Annotated in this window: 12 protein-coding genes; 7 read left to right on the top strand and 5 right to left on the bottom strand. The window is 74.2% G+C overall.

What is annotated here, in order from left to right; all coding sequences use genetic code 11:
- Nucleotides 1–70: 70 nt before the first annotated feature.
- Nucleotides 71–511 (bottom strand): hypothetical protein, encoded by a 441-nt coding sequence (locus ACFVU9_RS32990; RefSeq protein ID WP_387599759.1) that lies wholly within the window; start codon nt 509–511, stop codon nt 71–73.
- 73 nt (nt 512–584) lie between these two features.
- Here ACFVU9_RS32990 and ACFVU9_RS32985 point away from each other — a divergent pair, with 73 nt between their 5' ends.
- Nucleotides 585–815: a hypothetical protein gene (locus tag ACFVU9_RS32985; RefSeq protein ID WP_380506862.1), complete on the top strand. Its 231-nt coding sequence runs from the start codon at nt 585–587 to the stop codon at nt 813–815.
- Here ACFVU9_RS32985 and ACFVU9_RS32980 read toward each other — a convergent pair.
- Nucleotides 810–1,088: a hypothetical protein gene (locus ACFVU9_RS32980; protein ID WP_387599756.1), complete on the bottom strand. Its 279-nt coding sequence runs from the start codon at nt 1,086–1,088 to the stop codon at nt 810–812. The genes ACFVU9_RS32985 and ACFVU9_RS32980 overlap by 6 nt on opposite strands.
- A gap of 318 nt (nt 1,089–1,406) precedes the next feature.
- Between ACFVU9_RS32980 and ACFVU9_RS32975 the strand changes: the two genes are divergently transcribed.
- From ACFVU9_RS32975 to ACFVU9_RS32955, 5 genes are all read left to right on the top strand, one after another.
- On the top strand, nt 1,407–2,453 hold the full coding sequence (locus ACFVU9_RS32975; RefSeq protein ID WP_387599754.1) for an alpha/beta hydrolase: 1,047 nt from the start codon (nt 1,407–1,409) through the stop codon (nt 2,451–2,453).
- 295 nt (nt 2,454–2,748) lie between these two features.
- Entirely contained in the window at nt 2,749–3,672 is a 924-nt protein-coding gene (locus ACFVU9_RS32970) for a diiron oxygenase (protein WP_387599751.1), read from the top strand.
- Between the two features lie 47 nt (nt 3,673–3,719).
- The gene (locus tag ACFVU9_RS32965; RefSeq protein ID WP_387599749.1) at nt 3,720–5,309 is read left to right on the top strand and encodes an FAD-dependent oxidoreductase; all 1,590 of its coding nucleotides are present in this window, start codon (nt 3,720–3,722) and stop codon (nt 5,307–5,309) included.
- A 1,857-nt stretch (nt 5,310–7,166) separates the two neighbouring features.
- The gene (locus ACFVU9_RS32960) at nt 7,167–9,440 is read left to right on the top strand and encodes a PQQ-binding-like beta-propeller repeat protein (protein ID WP_387599746.1); all 2,274 of its coding nucleotides are present in this window, start codon (nt 7,167–7,169) and stop codon (nt 9,438–9,440) included.
- 88 nt (nt 9,441–9,528) lie between these two features.
- Nucleotides 9,529–11,904, top strand: coding sequence for a PQQ-binding-like beta-propeller repeat protein (locus ACFVU9_RS32955; RefSeq protein WP_387599743.1), 2,376 nt, complete (start codon nt 9,529–9,531; stop codon nt 11,902–11,904).
- A 28-nt stretch (nt 11,905–11,932) separates the two neighbouring features.
- Here the strand turns inward: ACFVU9_RS32955 and ACFVU9_RS32950 are convergent, their stop codons facing one another.
- From ACFVU9_RS32950 to ACFVU9_RS32940, 3 genes are all read right to left on the bottom strand, one after another.
- The gene (locus ACFVU9_RS32950) at nt 11,933–12,988 is read right to left on the bottom strand and encodes a Rieske 2Fe-2S domain-containing protein (protein ID WP_380506882.1); all 1,056 of its coding nucleotides are present in this window, start codon (nt 12,986–12,988) and stop codon (nt 11,933–11,935) included.
- 5 nt (nt 12,989–12,993) lie between these two features.
- On the bottom strand, nt 12,994–13,890 hold the full coding sequence (locus ACFVU9_RS32945) for a methyltransferase domain-containing protein (protein ID WP_380506885.1): 897 nt from the start codon (nt 13,888–13,890) through the stop codon (nt 12,994–12,996).
- A 105-nt stretch (nt 13,891–13,995) separates the two neighbouring features.
- Complete coding sequence (locus ACFVU9_RS32940; RefSeq protein ID WP_387599739.1) at nt 13,996–14,274, bottom strand: hypothetical protein; 279 nt, start codon at nt 14,272–14,274, stop codon at nt 13,996–13,998.
- A 98-nt stretch (nt 14,275–14,372) separates the two neighbouring features.
- Here ACFVU9_RS32940 and ACFVU9_RS32935 point away from each other — a divergent pair, with 98 nt between their 5' ends.
- Nucleotides 14,373–15,536: a hypothetical protein gene (locus tag ACFVU9_RS32935; RefSeq protein WP_387599736.1), complete on the top strand. Its 1,164-nt coding sequence runs from the start codon at nt 14,373–14,375 to the stop codon at nt 15,534–15,536.
- Nucleotides 15,537–15,839 lie beyond the last annotated feature (303 nt).

Genomic DNA, 15,839 nt, shown 5'->3' with positions numbered 1-15,839 from the left:
GACCTTACCCGCTCGTCTGTAACCCGGGGGGGCCCGACGACCCGGCCGTGGGCCCCACCGGGCTTTTTTCTCACATCGCCGCCGCCTCGCCGAACTCCCGGTAGGCCGAGTCCGAGGCGGGCAGCAGGCCGGCCCGGACCATCGCCGCGCCGAGCTCCAGCCGCCGCTCGGGGTCGTCGCACTCCAGCCCGCACTGGATGACCTCCGCGACCACCTCCGTCGTCCCGGCCAGGAAGATCGAACCGCTGTCCACCTGGTAGAACCAGGCCTCGTAGCGCGGTACTCCGTCGGCCACCACGTCCCAGAGCTCGCAGAAGTGCAGCACGCCCTCGTCGTCGCCGTCCCCGTCCGCGTCGCCGTCCGCGTCCCCGTCCACGTCCGCGGACAGTCGCCGCTCGGCGGGCAGGTCCTCGCCGTCGTAGAGCCTGCCGCTCAGGGCGACCTGCGCCGCCTGGAGCGGGGTGAGCGAGTCCGCCGACGTGACCGGGCGGCGATTGGTGAAGTCAGCCATGCGCGGGAACCTACCAATACCCACCGACCACGGCCGGTCCGACATTTCTCGCCGGCCGGTGGTGGCGGTGGCCATGGTGCACGGGCCGGCCGCCGGACTCGCGCTGCTCTCGGAGCTGGAGGCGGACCGGCGGCCGCCGCGCCACCACCGGCCCTTCGCGGTGCGCGGGCATCTGCTGGAGCTGCTGGAGCTGTTGGGGCAGTCGGCGGAGGCTGCCGCCGCCTACCGCGAGGCCGCGGCCCGTACGGTCAGCGCGCCCGAGCGGCGGTACCTCGCGGAGCGGGCCGGCCGGGTGGCGTCATGACGTCGCCCGGCGGGCCCGGAGCTCGTCGAGCCGGCCGCTGACCTGCTCGTCGCTGTGCAGGTAGGGGGCTCCGGGGCCGTGGCGCAGGTCGATCCCGGCGAGCAGGGCGAGGGCCCGGGCGGCCGACTCGTCGGTGTCGTCCTCGGTCAGGTGCATCTGCTGCACGGCCCACTCGTCCGCCGCCTCCCGGGTGAGACGGCCGTCGAGGACGTTGCTCCTGCACCGTACCGACCCGAAGCGGGCGTACTTCTTCGCCCCGTCCTGGGGCGTCAAGTTCGCGCCGTGTCAGGCGCCTTCGGACGACGAGATGCACCTCACCGACGGCAGGACCGTCACGTGTGAGATCTACCTCGTGCCGGAGAGCGTCCAGCCGCTCTACGTGGGATTCCAAGGGCAGCGGGATGCCTCGAACCCGAGCAACGACACGGGTTCCGCGCCGGAGGTGATCCGGAAGGCGGGCTGACGGTGCCGCCCGGGTGCCCGCCGTGCCGGCTCGCGACCGCCTTGAGCGGGCGTCGAGGCGGGGTTCCCCCGACCGGCGGGCGGCCCCATCATGGGGGCTCCCCAGGAGAGCCCCCCCAGGAGGCAGCGATGTCGATTCCATTCCCCGTCCGGATCCAGGCCGCCGTCGTCCGGGGCGCGTTCGCGCTGCCGGAGGGGGTGCGGCGGGCGATCGCGGGGGCGCCGGTCGTGCGGGACGGGCAGACGCTCGCCCTGGACGCGCAGCTGATCCTCAAGCTGCAGCGGCTGTCGAAGGCGGCCCTCGTCCTGCCGGGCGGGGTCGGGCCCTCGCGGACGGCGATGGAGTACGCGCGGTATCTGGTGGGCGGGCCGACGATCGGGCCGGTGGCCGTCCGGGAGGTCGGAATCCCCTCCGGCGGCGACGAGTTGGCGGCGACGCTGTACAGCCCGGCCGGGCTGGGGGAGCGGTCCGGGCTGCTCGTGTACTTCCACGGCGGCGGCTGGGTGGTGGGCTCCCGGGCGAGCCACGACCAGGTCTCGCGGTTCCTGGCCCAGCGGGCCGGGGTGCGGGTGCTGTCGGTGGAGTACCGCCTGGCGCCCGAGCACGCGTACCCGGCGGCGGCCGACGACGCCCTCGCCGCCGTCGACTTCGCCCTCGCCAAGGCGGGCGACCTCGGCGCGGACCCGGCACGGATAGCCGTCGGCGGCGACAGCGCGGGCGGCAACCTCGCCGCCGTCGCCGCGCAGCGGGCCGTGCGCCGGGGCGGGCCCGCGCCCGTCTTCCAGCTGCTGCTGTACCCGGCGACGGACGCGTCCGTCCGGCGGCCGTCCCGGGACCTCTTCGCCGACGGCTTCTTCCTCACCAGCGCCGACATGGACTGGTTCGCGGACCGCTACGCCCCCGAGCCGGTCGACCGCGCCGACCCGGGCGTCTCACCGCTGCGCGCCGCCGACCTCACCGCCCTGCCGCCCGCGTACGTCGGCACGGCCGGCTACGACCCGCTGCGCGACGAGGGCGAGGCGTACGCGGAGGCGCTGCGGGCGGCGGGGGTCGAGGTGGAGCTGAGCCGGCAGCCGGACCTGATCCACGGGTACGCCAACTACATCGGGATCGGGCACCGGTTCCGCGAGGCGACGGCGGAGGCGGCGGAGGCGCTGCGGAAGGCGCTGCGGTAGGGCTTCGGTTCTTTGAGGCGGCCCGCGTTTCTTTGATCCGGCCCGCGTTCCTTTGAGGCGGCCCGCGTTCCTTTGAGACGGCCCGCGTTTCTTTGAGACGGCCCGCGTTCCTTTGAGACGGCCCGCGTTTCTTTGAGACGGCCCGCGCCCCGGGATTCGCTCCCGGGGCGCGGGCCTTTCGCTGTGCGCCCCCGGCCCGTCGCGCGGGGGGTTCTCGGCGGCAGGCTCTTATTGTACTGTCCGTCTAATAAGCGGGTCAGCGGGAACCCGCAGGAGCAGGCACCTGGAGGCAGCCATGGCTCTCACCGACCCGGCGGCGCGGCGGAGGAACGACCAGCACACCGTTGCCGACGACGACGTCTCGAAACGGCTGCTGGACTCGGCCGCCATGCTCTCGTACGACCCGTCGACCGAGATCGACTGGGACGCCCCCCTCCCCGACGAGCACTACGGCCTCAACCCGGAGTGGAGCACGCTCTACGGCACCCGCCTCTGGGACGAGATGACCGAGCAGCAGCGCGTGACCCTCACCCGGCACGAGGTCTGCTCGATCATGAACACCGGCATCTGGTTCGAGATGATCCTCCAGCAGATGGTGCTCCGCGATCAGTACCTCAAGAACCCGGCCAGCTCCGAGTTCCAGTTCGCGCTCACCGAGATCGCCGACGAGTGCCGGCACTCGATCATGTTCGCGCGCGCCTGCCAGAAGATGGGCGTGCCCGCGTACCGGCCGAACAAGGTGGTCGCCAACGCCGGCCGCGCCTTCAAATCCCTCGCGAAGGGCGAACTCGCCTACGGCGGCATCCTCGTGGCCGAGGAGGTGCTCGACGTCATGCAGCGCGACTGGATGCGCGGCGAGAACGTCCTCGACATCGTCCGCGGCACCTCCCGCATCCACGTCGTCGAGGAATCCCGGCACATGAAGTTCGCCCGCCAGGAGATCCGCGAACGCATGCGGCACGCCGGCCCCACCCGGCGGCGCACCTCCGCGACGGGCATCGCCATGGGCGCGTACGTCATCGTCACCAGCATGGTGCACCCCGGGGTGTACAAGGCCACCGGACTCGACGTCGCGCGGGCCCTCGCCGAAGTCCGGGGCAACGAGCACCGCAAGGCCATGATGCGCACCAGCTCCCGGCACCTGATGGCCTTCCTCGCCGAGACCGGGCTCCTCACGCAGCGCTCCGCGGCCATCTACCGGCGCATCGACATGCTCTGACCTCCCCCTCCTCCCCCCCCCCACTCAGTGAGGACCCACCCCCGGCCATGGCCTACGCGATCACCCGCACCTGCTGCAACGACGCCTCCTGCGTGTCCGTCTGCCCGGTCAACTGCATCCACCCGACCCCGGACGAACCGGAGTTCGGCACGACCGACATGCTGTACATCGACCCGGCGGCCTGCATCGACTGCGGCGCGTGTGCGGACGCCTGCCCGGTCGACGCCGTCTTCCCCGTCGACCGGCTCCGCGGGCCCGACACCGTGTACGGCGACCTCAACCGGGACTGGTACCGCGACCACCCCAACGACCACGCGTGGGGCGCGCCCACCTTCCCCCGCAGCCTGCCCGACGGGCTCGGGCCGCTGCGGGTCGCCGTCGTCGGCACCGGGCCCTCCGCCGGGTACACCGCGCAGGAACTGCTGCGCACCACCGGCGCCGAGATCACCATGATCGACCGGCTGCCCGTCGCCGGCGGCCTCCTGCGGCACGGCGTCGCCCCCGACCACCAGTCGACCAAGCGCATCGCCGAGAGCTTCGCCGGCGTCTTCCACGACCCGCGGCTGCGGATGTACCTCAACGTCGAGGCCGGCACGGACCTCACCCACGACGAACTCGCCGCCCACCACCACGCGGTGGTCTACGCCGTCGGCGCGGCGGCCGACCGGCGGCTCGGCGTACCCGGCGAAGACCTGCCCGGCAGCCTCCCCGCCACCACCTTCGTGCGCTGGTACAACGCCGAACCGACCGTGCCGGCCGACGCGGTGACGCTGTCTTCGTCGTCGTGCGGTCGGGTCGTCGTGATCGGCAACGGGAACGTCGCCGTCGACATCGCGCGCATCCTGCTCACCGACCCCGACCGGCTCGCCACCACCGACATCGCCGACCACGCGCTCGCCGCCCTGCGCGGCAGCCGGGTGCGGGAGGTCGTCCTGCTCGCGCGGCGCGGGCCGGCGGAGGCGGCGTGGACGCGGTCGGAGTTCCTCGCGCTGCGCCAACTGCCCGGAGTGGAGGTGGTGGTGGACTCGTCCGCGTCCTCGCCCGCGCCTCTGCTGGACGGGCTGCCGCTGGTGCGCTTCGACGGCTCGGCGGAGCCCGAGGGGGCTCGCCGCTTGGTGCTCCGCTTCTTCTCCACCCCCACGGCTCTGACCGGGGACGACGGGGGAGTGACGGGGGTCGCGGTCCGGCGGGCCACGGGGGAGGAGGAGGTGATCCGGGCCGGCCTGGTCGTGCGCTCCATCGGCCACCGGGGCGTCCCGATCCCCGGCCTCCCGTTCGACGAGACGACGGAGACCGTCGCCCACCGCGGCGGCCGCGTCGACGGCCTCCCCGGCACCTACGTCGTCGGCTGGGCCAAACGCGGCCCGTCCGGCGGCATCGGCGCCAACCGCGCCTGCGCCCGCGAAACCGTCGACGCCCTCCTCGACGACGCCACCGCCCGCACCCTCCCCACCCCGGCCGCCACCCGCAAGGACCTCGACCACCTCATCCGCTCCCGGCGCCCCGACACGGTGGGCCTGAAGGAACTGCGAGCCGTGGACCGCGCCGAACGCACCCGAGGCGAAGCCGAAGGCCGCCCCCGCGTAAAGCTGGCCACCGTCCCAGCCCTCCTCGCCGCCGCCCGCTCCAAGCCCTAACCCCACCTCACCCCACCCGACGTCCTGCACATCGCCGCCCCACCCACCGACCACGCACAGGTAGTCGCCCAGCCCGACTTCCTGCACATCGCCGCCCCCTTCGTCCACCCACACGCGGCGCCCGCCGGCGCTGCTCGTCGCGCCGCAGCACCCGCCCCGCGCGAGAAGTCGGCCCGCCCGACTTCCTGTGCACCGCCGTCCCCTTCGTGCACCCGCGCGCGGTGCCCGCTGGCGCTGCTCGTCGCGCCGCAGCACCCGCCCCGCGCGAGAAGTCGGCCCGCCCGACTTCCTGTGCACCGCCGTCCCCTGCGCTATTTCGCCCATCGAGCTGCGCGCGAGAAGTCGGCCAGCTCGACTTCCTGCGCATTGGCGACCCCTTCGTGCACCCGCACGCGGCGCCCGCCGGCGCTGCTCGTCGCGCCCCAGCGCCTGCGCGGGAAGTCGGCCCGTCCGACTTCCTGTGCACCGCCGCCTCACCCGGCGGCCACACGCAGGAAGTCGGCCAGCCCGACTTCCTGAGCATGGGCGTCCCCATTGTTCGCCCGCACGCGGTGCCCGCTGGTGCTGCTCGTCGCGCCGCAGCGCCTGCGCGAGGAGTCGGCCCGTCCGACTTCCTGTGCACCGCCGCCTTACCCGGCGGCCACGCGCAAGAAGTCGCCCAGCCCGACTTCCTGCGCATCGGTGACCCCTTCGTCCACCCGCACGCGGTGGCCGCCGGCGCTGCTCGTCGCGCCGCAGCACCCGCCCCGCGCGAGAAGTCGGCCAGCCCGACTTCCTGCGCATTGGCGATCCCTTCGTGCACCCGCACGCGGTGGCCGCCGGCGCTGCTCGTCGCGCCGCAGCACCCGCCCCGCGCGAGAAGTCGGCCAGCCCGACTTCCTGCGCATTGGCGATCCCTTCGTGCACCCGCACGCGGCGCCCGCCGGCGCTGCTCGTCGCACCCCAGCACCTACGTGAGAAGTCGGCCCGCCCGACTTCCTATGCAGCGGCGATTCCTGTGCTTTGGGGGTGCACTGAGCCGGATGACAGGCACCGGCTGACCCCGCACGAGAAGTCGGTCTGCTCGACTTCCTGTACGCAGCTGGCGCCTTCCTCGCCCGCTGGCTTGTACGGGCGGCGCACCCAACCCGCATGGGAAGTCGGCCGACCCGACTTTTGACGCACCAATTCCAACGCCCCAACTCTTGTGCAGCCCACGCGAGAAGTCGGGCCTGCCGACTTCTCGCGTATTGGCTGCTGGGTGGTGTGCAGGGTGGAGTTTCGAGTGAGTGAGTGGGTGTGTGAGAAGTCGGGTTGGTCGACCTCGTGTGCAGGCTTGAGGTGGATTTCGAGGGTGAGCGTGCAAGAAGTCGGCCACGTCGACTTTCTGTGTGTCGGCTGGTGGGTGGCGTGCAGGGTGGGTTCTCCGAGTGAGTGAGTGGTGCGTGAGAAGTCGGGCTCGCCGACTTCCTGTTGCAGGGGTGGCTCGTAGGGCGATAGGGGGTGGGCGCACAGGAAGTCGGCTGGGTCGACTTTCTGTGCGAAGTGGGGTGGGGATTCGGGGTGAAGGGGTGGTGGGGGCGTGTCTCCGGTGGGGTGGGGGCGTTGGGCGGGGCGTGAGTGATTGTGTTGCGTCGCTGGGCGAGGAAACGATTCTGCGGGACGCCGCCGGGGTGCCGATCTATGCCGAGTTGGTGCGGCTCTGGTGGGCGGCCGGGCGGGCGGTGCCGGGGGTGGTGGATCCGGTGTGGGAGAGTTTGGCGGCTCCGCCACCGGGGTGGGTGCCGGGCAGTGCCGGGTCGATAAAACCCGGATGATCCACTGTCACCGCACCGCGGTTGGCCCTAGCCTTTGAGGGCTCGCGGGGAGGGGGAGACGGTGGAGCAACTCGGGCCTGCGGATCCGCGCCAGGTCGGGCCGTACGCATTGGTCGGACGGCTCGGGGCCGGTGGCATGGGGGCCGTGTACCTGGGCCGGTCGGCCGGTGGGCGGACCGTGGCCGTCAAGGTCGTGCGGCCGGAGCTGGCCGGGGACCCGGGCTTCCGCGCGCGGTTCCGGCAGGAGGTCGCGGCGGCGCGCCGGGTGTCGGGGGCGTTCACCGCGCCCGTCGTCGACGCCGACCCGGAGGCCGTCACCCCCTGGATGGCCACGGCCTTCGTCGTGGGCGTCCCGCTGCAGGAGGCCGTGGCGCGGCACGGCCCGTTACCCGAGGGGACGGTCCGCACGCTGGCCGCCGGGCTCGCCGAGGCCTTGCACGAGGTGCACCGCGCCGGGCTGATCCACCGGGACCTCAAGCCCGGCAACGTGCTGCTGGCGCTGGACGGCCCGCACGTCATCGACTTCGGCATCTCGCGCGCCGCCGACGGCACCGGGCTGACGACGACCGGTTCGGTGATCGGTTCGGCGCCGTACATGTCACCGGAGCAGGCACTGGGCGAGCCGCTCGCCCCGGCGAGCGACGTGTTCGCGCTCGGGTCGACGGTCGCGTACGCGGCACTCGGACGGCACCTGTTCGGCGAGGGTGCCGCTGCGGCCGTGCTGTTCCGCGTGGTCAACACCGAGCCGGACCTGAGCGGTCTGCCGGACGGCCTCCGGTACCTGGTGGGCGCCTGCCTCGCGAAGAACCCGGTGCACCGGCCGGCCCCGCGGCAGCTCGTCGAGCTGGTCGAGCGGATCGGCCGTCCCGACACGGCGGGCGGCTGGCTCCCGCAGGCCGTCACGGCGGACGTGCTCGCGGTGCGGGGCGTCCTCACCGCGGCACCCGAGCCATCGGAGAGACCGGAGTCCCCGGAGCCACCGGAGTCACCGGCATACCCGCCGCCGGCATACCCGCCCCCGGCATACACGCCGCCCCCGTCCGACGCCCCACCCCGCCAACCCCCGCGTCGCCGGCTCCCGCGCCGTCGCGTCCTGCTGGCCATCGGCGGCGGCGTGCTCACCGCAGCGGGCGCGGCCACCACCGTCGCTCTCCTCCGCGAGCAGGACGTCCGCGACGTTCACGCGCCGCCCGGAGCCGCCGCCACCACGGGCGCCACGACCACCCGCCCCGCCGTCGCCTCCGTCCCCGAGGCGTCCCTCGCCTGGAAGGTGAACCTGCCGTCCGCCTGCCCCCAGCTCCTCTCCGCCCCCGGCGTGACGGCCTGCATCGGGCTCGGCCACATCTGGGGCGTGGACGACGCCGGGCACACCAAGTGGACGGCGGACGCCGGCTACGCGATGGGCGGCATGCCCCGGAACTTCTCGGCCCTGGGCGGCGACCGCCTCTACACCGTCGGAATGGCGATGGTCGGAGCCGCGCCGAGGAGCGAGCTGGTGAGCGTGAACCCGGCCGACGGTTCGGTCGACTGGCGGCTCCAGCAGGACCACCCGCACGCCGTGGGCGAGCTGCTGTTCGCCGGGGTCCGCGCCGGCCGGGCCTACCTGATCGGCCTCGGCGACGGCGCGGACCGGGGGATCGCGGACACCGGCTTCCACGTGTGGGCGGTGGACCTGGCCGGCCGCCGTACCGCCTGGCTCCACGGCGACCAGGCGCAGCTGCTCGAACTCGCGCTCCTGCCCGGTGACGACCACGCGGCGCTGAGCACCCAGGACACCCTGAAGATGCTGGACGCCAAGGGCGAGGTCGCGTGGGAGCGGAGGATGCCCTCCCTCGGCCTGACCGCCGCGGGCGGCCACTACCTCGTGCCCGACGCCGTCCGGGGCACCCTGACCGCCCTCGACCCCGCCACCGGCAACCCGACGTGGACGACGGACGGCGTCATCGGCGCCTCCCTGCGCGGCGACGGCTTCGCGGCCTCGGCGGACGGCGGCACGGTGCACTGCCTGATGAAGGACGCGGACGGAGGCGTCTCGGTCGCCGCCCTCGACACCGGCAACGGCCGCCCCCGCCACCGCACCCCGCTGCCGCCCGACCCGCCGGACGCCGCGTACCTGGGCGCCCGCCTCCTGCTCGCCGACGGCAACCTCTACCGGATGGGCCCGGACACCGTCCTGTGGGCGCTCGACCCGGCGGACGGCAAACCCCGCTGGAAGTACTCGGGGTTGAAGGGCAAGGACCCGACGACCCTGGCCTGGACGGCCGGCGACGGGCGGCTGTGCGTGTCCGACCCGAGCACGTCCACGGTGACCGCCCTGCACGCGAACGGAGCGTGAGCACGACCGTGCACGACCACCCCGCCCCCGAACCCACCTCCGCCCCCGAACCCGCCCCCGAACCCGCCCCCGAACCGAACGGAACCCGATGATGCGGCAGCTGGACCCCGCCGACCCGCCCAGGATCGGCCCGTACGCGCTGCTCGGCCGGCTCGGGGCGGGCGGCATGGGCGTCGTGTACCTGGGCCGGTCGGCGGGCGGACGGACGGTCGCCGTCAAGGTGGTGCGACCCGAACTCGCCGGGGACCAGGGCTTCCGCGCCCGGTTCCGGCGCGAGGTCGCCGCCGCGCGCGCCGCGTCGTCGGCGTTCACCGCGCCGGTCGTGGACGCCGACCCGGACGGGCCCGTCCCGTGGTTGGCGACCGCCTTCGTGCCGGGCATCGGCCTGGACGAGGCGGTGATGCTGGTCGGGCCGTTCCCCGAGCACGTGCTGCGCATCGTCGCGGCCGGGATCGCCGAGGAGCTGCGCGCCATCCACGCGGCCCGGCTCACCCACCGCGACCTCAAGCCGAGCAACGTCCTGCTGGCGCTGGACGGCCCGCACGTCATCGACTTCGGCATCGCGCGGGCGGCCGACGGCACCGCGCTCACCGCCGAGGGCGCGATCTTCGGCACGCCCGCGTACATGTCCCCGGAGCAGGCGCTGGGCCGGACGGCGGGCCCGGCGAGCGACGTGTTCTCGCTCGGCGCGACGCTGGTGTACGCCGCCTCCGGCGGGCGCGGGCCGTTCGACGGCGGGCACCCGCTGGCGGTGCTGCAGAAGGTGGCGGGCGAGGAGCCCGACCTGTCGGCGGTGCCCGGCGGGCTGCGGCTGCTGATCGCGGCCTGCCTGGCGAAGGAGCCGGCGGACCGTCCGACGCCGGAGCAGGTCGTGGCCGCGCTCGCGCAGGGCGGTGCGGGGGCGGTGGCCCAAGGTCCTTGGCTGCACCCGTCGTTGGTGACGCAGATCGAGCGGGCGGCGGCCGTGCTCGCGCCGTCCGTCCCGCCACCGCCCGCGGCGCCGCCCGCGGCGCCCCCTTTCGCACCGCCCGCGGCGCCGCCCACGGCGCCGCCCGCGGCGCCCCCGCAGCCCGAGCCCGCTCCCGGGCCGACCGATCAGCCCAGGCCCTCCCGCCGCAAGCTCCTCCTGGGCCTGGCCGGGGGAGCCGTGGCGTTGGCCGGGGGCGGCGCCGCGCTGTACTACGCGCTCCCGTCCTCCTCGGACCGGGCCTCCGGCGACGGAGCGAAGCCCTCGACCGCCGCCCCCGGACGCCCCGCCCCCACCGACCTCACCCGCCCGATCGACACCAAGACCGCCGCCACCCCCCTCTGGACCGCCCAACTCGACGAGCCCGCGATCCAGTTGGCCGGTGAGGGCGGCACCGTCCTGGTCGCCGGGATGACCGGCGTCCGCGCCTTCGACCAGTCCGGCCGTCCCCTCTGGGGCCCGCTGTCGAACCAGATGGCCCGTTCGTGGACCGGGCTCGGCTCCGGCGCGTTGGTGGTCGGCGGCGGCAAGGCCTACGCCGGCGGGTTCGTGAGCCTGACCGACCCCCTCAACCTCAACTACGCGATCAAGGCCGTCGACCTCGCCACCGGCACCGTCGCCTGGTCGATCACCCGGAAGGCCGTCGGCCTCACGAACGTCTCCCTCGCGGGCCTGCTCGACGGGGTCCTGTACATCCACGGGGACGGGACCACCACGCACGTCGCCCCGCCCGCGCCGCCGACGTACCAGCAGGAGTCCTTCGTCCAGGCGATCGACCCGGCGACGCAGGCGGTCCGCTGGGAGACCACCTACCCCCACACCCAACCGGTGTACGGGCGGCTCCTGGTGCCGTCCTCCGGCACCCGCGTGCTGTACAACACCGCCACCGCCGACCGCACGATCTCCAAGCTGACCGCGCTCGACACCACCGCCGCCGGGAAGACGGTGTGGGAGCAGCCCGCCCCCGGAGCCGGGACCACGATCACCTCGCTCACCACCCTCCCCGCCTTCTCCGACGGCCCGCACGCTTCGGCCGGCGGCCGGTTCCTGTTCCTCACCGACCACCTCTACGCCCTCGACCCGGAGGGCGGCGCGGTGGCGTGGCAGTCGCCCGGCCGGCCGGTCTTCCAGGCCGCGGCGGCGAGTCCGGACGGCACCGCCGTCTACGCGGCCGCGTCGCAGTTCGAGGGACCGGCGGTGGTCGTGCAGGCCTTCGACGCGAAGAGCGGCGCGGTCCGTTGGTCGGGGTCGCTGCCGATCGGCTCGGTCAACCGGATCGAGGTGTTCTGCGCGGACGGCAACGTGTACGTGTGGGCGCACGGACAGGTGTGGGCGCTCGACCCGGACACCGGCGACGCCCGGTGGAGTTTCGACTTCACGCCGAGCACCGAGACGACCGCCCTGGTGCCGTTCTGGGCGGGCGGCGGAAGGGTCTACGGGCCGACGGACAAGGGCCTGGTCGCGCTCGCGGCGGACGGGAAGGCGGCGCGGAGCTGAGCGGCGGAGGCGCTGGTCCGTCGACCCGTCAGTCCGCCAGCGCCCCCTCCGTCGGCGCCCCGTCGGCGAACGGCTCGGGCCGGACCGCTCCGCCGATCTCCTCGCCGTAGAACTGCCGCGCCCAGCGCCGGAGCAGCCCGATCGAGCGTTCCCCGGGGACCAGGCGCGGCTGCGCCAGGTAGCGCTTGTGGGCGAGCACCGGGCGGTCCTGCTTGACGACGCGCACGGTGCCCCGCAGCGCCACCCACGCCGCCGCCCGGTCCGCCGCCCGGTCCGCCGCCGAGGCGAGCACCCCCGGCGCCCCCGGCACCCCGGGCACCCTCGGCACCCCCGGTGCCGGCCGGCCGACCGCCACGGCGATCAGCACCGCCGTCCGCCACGGCGCGACCGGCGTGGACAGCACCCACACCCGCAGCCGGCGGCCCAGTCCCGGCAGTTCCGCCACCACCTGGATCGAGCCGAGCCCGGCCAGCGTGACCGGCTGCTCCAGGCTGACCGCGCCGAGGCCCAGGAAGCGGGTGGTCGTGCGCTGGTGGACGGTGAACAGCGGGCCGGCGATCTCCGGCGGGGCGGTCTCCCGGGTGTCCAGGCCGTGCAGGACGGCGGTGTGCCGGAAGTCGACGCTGTTCTCCGCCACTTCCTGCGGGTGCGACAGCACCTCCCCGCGCCACCACGCGAGCGGCACCGCCCCGACCGGCGGTGGGAGTTCCCACGTGGGCGGTTCGTCGGCGATCCCCCGCCAGACGTACAGGATGCCGTCCCGCTCGGCGAGGTGGTTGTGCGTCAGGCCCGCCCGCAGCCGGGTGCCGTCCGGCGCGCCCGTGCACGAGCCGTCCGGCCCGAACGCGAAGCCGTGGAACGGGCAGACCAGGTCCTCGCCCCGGACGGTCCCGCCCGCCCCGAAGTGCGCGCCCAGGTGCGGGCAGTGCGGGCCCACCGCGCGCAGCGTGCCGCGCCGGGTGCGGTACAGCACCACGTCCTCGCCCATCAGGCGGGCCGTCCGCACCCGGCCGGGCGGGACGTCCCGGGCGAGGCCGACGCAGAACCAGCCGCTCGGGTACGGCAGTGGGGCGGCGTTCGTCATGCGGTTCACCTCGGGGGCTCGGCGGCGGAAGCGGGGGAGAGCGGCTTGACGGCATTCGGCTTGACGGCGGTGTGGACGTACCAGGCGACGTATGCCCGCACGGCGTACATCTCCACCGTGGAACGGAGGTTGAGCCAGCGCGCCGGATCGCCGAACCGGCGCAGCACCGCCCACGGAAGCCGGAAGTACGCGTACACGGCCTCCGTCGTCGGCGTGTAGTACGGCGTCGCGTCCAGCGCCTCCTCGACCTGGAACCCTGCCTCGGCGAGCAGGAGCGGGAGGTTGCGGGCGTGGTAGACCTTGGCGCCCGTCATCACCATCGCGTCCAGGTAGGGTTCGAGCAACGCCCGTGCGTCCGGCGCCATTTCGTCCAGCGGGACGGTGCTCATCGGACCGAGCAGCACCAGCCGCCCGCCCGGGCGCAGCACCCGGTGGAGCTCGGCGAGGGCGCGCGGCGGGTCGTAGGAGTGGACGAGCGTCTCCATCGAGTACGCGCCGTCGAACGTGCCGTCGCGGAACGGGAGTCGGTGGTAGTCGCCGCACGAGAAGGTGGTGCGGTCGGACAGTCCCGCGCGGGCGCTCAGCCGGTTCGCCTCGTCGACGTGGAAGTCCAGCAGGTCGACGCCGGTGACCGCGAGCCCGAACCGCACCGCCATCGCCCGCGCCACCACGCCCGCCCCGGCGCCCGCGTCCAGCACCTCGGCGCCCGGCGGGAGCGCGAGCCTGCGGCCGAGCACGTCCTCCAGCTGCCGCTGCGCCCGCCACAGGCGCCACTTCGACTGCCCGGGCTCGGTCCACCCCCAGTGCCGGGCGTTGCGCGCCACCCGGCTGTAGAACAGCCGGCTGCCCGTACGCCCGTAGACCCGGCGCAACCCGGCGAGATCGGGTTCCTGAGCGATCATGCAGACAAGCTAGCCCCGCACGTGAGGCGCGGACTCGCGCGCCACGCGCGGGGCTCGTTCGTTCGAAGTCGTGCGAATTCGTGCGAAGTCGTTGCGACGAGATGATCAGCTGACCATCGTCTTCCGCAGCCACGCCGTGATGAGCTCCATCGCCTCGCCCATCTTCGAGATCGCGCAATGCCCGGTGTCCGGAAGCAGGTGCACCTCGGTGGCACGGCGGCCGGTGAAGACCAGGGTGTCGTGCTGCGGGACGTGCAGGGAAGGCCCGGGGCGGCCATGAGGTGGACTGACGTCGGCCGTGCCGCCCGGCGCCGAGACCGGCGGGCGGGCCTCGGTCGTCCCGGCCGGCGCCGCGACCGGCAGGCCGCCTCGGCAGGGCTCCATCCGGCGGGGGTGGGGAAGACGCCCGGAAGGCGGGACGCGCGGAGCCGGTCCCGCCCCGGGCTCCGCAACCCGCGGGCCCGCCCTGCGTTGAACCGGCCATGAACAACTACGCTGCACCGCTTGATGCTTGGCAAGGAATCTCATGGAAGGCCGACACTCGCCCGTCGGCCAATCGGCATGTCCTTCCGGTGCTCCACGCCGTACCGCTCGGTGACCGCTGGCTCGTGCAGGTCGACGCGATCGCCCTGGCCTCCTTGGCGGCCATGCCGGACGCGGCGATCGCGTTGCGCAGCAGGCGCGGCTACCTGCCGGAGAGCCCCGGGAACCAGGCGCTCGCCGAGATGCTCCGCCGGCGTCCGCAGGACTTCGGCCTCGTCGGCGGACCCATCGTCCTCGGGGCGGAGAGCCTCCAGTGGGAGGCCGACCGGGTGCGCGGGGGCGGTCGGCTCTGGGTTTCGGGGCTGGAGTGCTACGACGGGTTCCAGCGGCTGGTGATTATGGCCCACGTCGCCCGCGAGTTGCCGCCGCCGGAACTGGTCAAGGCCGTGCTGTGGGTGGTCGTGGTCACCGGCGAGGACCGCCGGCGGACCCGGGACCTGTGCGACACGGCGGACCGGTGCGTCAGTCCGGCCGTTCCGCAGGACAATCTGGGCAGTTGCCCGCACCTCCGGGCCGTGCGGGAGGAATTTGCGGCAGAGGGAAGTTACTTCGACACCCGCCGGGGTGTCGTGTCCGGGCCGCACCCGGTGGGCTTCACGATCGCGGACGTGTTCAGGTCCCTGGCGGCGCTCTCCCGCGGGTCGAGCCCCCGGCTGAGCAATCGGCTGCAGACCGACGAGGGCCTGGACGCGCTCTGGTCGGACCTCGGCAGCGATGCCTACCGGAGCATCGTGCACGAGGACGTGCACGCGATCAGCGTCCAACGGGCCGTCGAGGCGCGGAGGGAGGCGCAGAAAGCGCTCGCCCGGCTCCGGAAGCGCCACAGCACGGGCCACTACAAGCTGCTCGAGTACGCGCCCGAACTGGTGATCTGGGGCGCCTGCCGGATGCTGCCGCGCGCAACGCTGCACGACGGGGGGCGGAACTCGCCGCGCTGGACGGAGATCATCCACGGTCAGCTCCCGGCCGAAACGGAGCGCGTGGCCCACCTGTTGGTGGCGTCCTACGAGCGGCGGCGGGGTGCGAAGCACATGTTCAAGAACGTGGCGCCGAGGCTCGACCTGTGGCTGGAACTGGTGGACGACGTGTTCGGCTGCGGTTAGGGGACCGGCTCTCCGGGGGCGGGACGGGCTTCGGGGCCGCTGCGGCGCGCGGCGGCCGGTCGCGTCGGCACCGTGTCCCCCGACACCGTGACCGACGTGACCGGCATACCCCCCGGGGTGCCCACCGGCTCGTGCCCCCCCGGCACGGTGCCCGGCACCCCCACTGCGGCCGGCGCCACCCCCTGTCGGGCGCCGGCCCACGGCCGTCGGTCCGAACCCGGCGACGGCCGTCGGCACCGGGCCGCCCGCACCACCGGACAGCCCGCCGCGGCCGCGACGTCCCCCCGTCGTGGGCCGCGCCCC

Source organism: Kitasatospora sp. NPDC057936, from assembly GCF_042887525.1.
Taxonomy (GTDB): domain Bacteria; phylum Actinomycetota; class Actinomycetes; order Streptomycetales; family Streptomycetaceae; genus Kitasatospora.
The sequence above is the reverse complement of the archived record's forward strand: the minus strand, read 5'-3'. Positions and strand labels throughout refer to the sequence as shown.